The 1199-nt window shown below is 42.8% G+C and carries 1 protein-coding gene; it reads left to right on the top strand.

The window, feature by feature from the left end:
• On the top strand, positions 1-1199 hold a 1199-nt coding region (locus ACFE0M_RS17670; RefSeq protein ID WP_434547119.1), incomplete at both ends, for a hypothetical protein.

Here is a 1199-nt window from a genome sequence, read left to right as displayed (position 1 = left end):
CATCACAAATGATCTGGTTCCTACTGCCTCTGCTGGCAGTGATGCGGAAATCTGTGTTACCAATGGTAGCTATACCTTCTCTGGTACGACTTCTTCTAATGGAACTATCGCATGGACTACTTCTGGAACAGGTGGATTCAATGATGCCACTATTGATAATCCTACTTATACGCCTTCTACAGATGATAATACAGCGGGTAGCGTAACTTTAACTAAAACCGTGACCACTGCTTTTGGAATCTGTGCCGATGCTAGCGATGACATGGTCTTGACCATCACACCTACACCAGTGTTTTCCCCCGTTCCATCTGACATTGCTGTATGCTCGGGGGAACTAATTGATATAGACTTCTCTACTCTTTCAGGAAATGACGATATAAGCTGGACATCTGATAACACATCTGTTGGTAATCCTTCCAGCGGATCAGAGAGTATTACATTTATTGCTGGTTCAAATAACACAACAAGCGATATAGTAACGACTATTACAGTTTCAGCATCAAACGCAGTTTGTACATCACCAACTACAACCAGTTTTACAATAACTCTAAACCCTACCCCAGATATTCTTAGCTTCTTATCTCCAGTAGAGGTCTGCGAAAACGAAACAGCTGTTGACTTGACTTCATTGGGGCTTTCAGCTAATATAGGGGGTGGTGAATTTACGTTTGCTGGTTCTGGGGTGAACTCTAGCGCTAAAACCTTTGACGCTACCACAGTTCCTCTTGGTGTTCAAGAAATTGCCGTTACTTATACAACACTAGAAGGATGCTCTAAAACAGAGGAAATAAACTTATTAGATGTCATAGCTGAACCTACTGCCGTTGCAGGTATTGATGATGAGGTCTGCGAAAATACTAGTTTTACTGTCACTGATGCAAGCGCTACAAACAGTGCAGGGATTTTATGGAGCACTAGTGGTGCAGGAATAATTAGTAATGAAACAACTCTCAACCCTACTTACACACCAGATCCTTCAGATGCTGGAACAGACGTTACGCTAACGCTGACTGTAGAAGGTTTTAGTGCTTGCGCGAGTGCTACTGATTCCAAAGTATTGACAATAACTCCGGAACCAATTGCTGAGGCTGGAGCAGCTACTGCTGAAACTTGTGTCAATTCTGCTTTCCAGGTGACAGATGCGAGTACTACTAATGAAAATACTTTCTCCTGGGCTCATGATGGAAACGGTAGTTTAG

Origin of the sequence: Marivirga sp. (assembly GCF_051117495.1) — a bacterium.
Taxonomy (GTDB): domain Bacteria; phylum Bacteroidota; class Bacteroidia; order Cytophagales; family Cyclobacteriaceae; genus Marivirga.
This window is presented reverse-complemented; position numbering and strand designations above follow the sequence as displayed.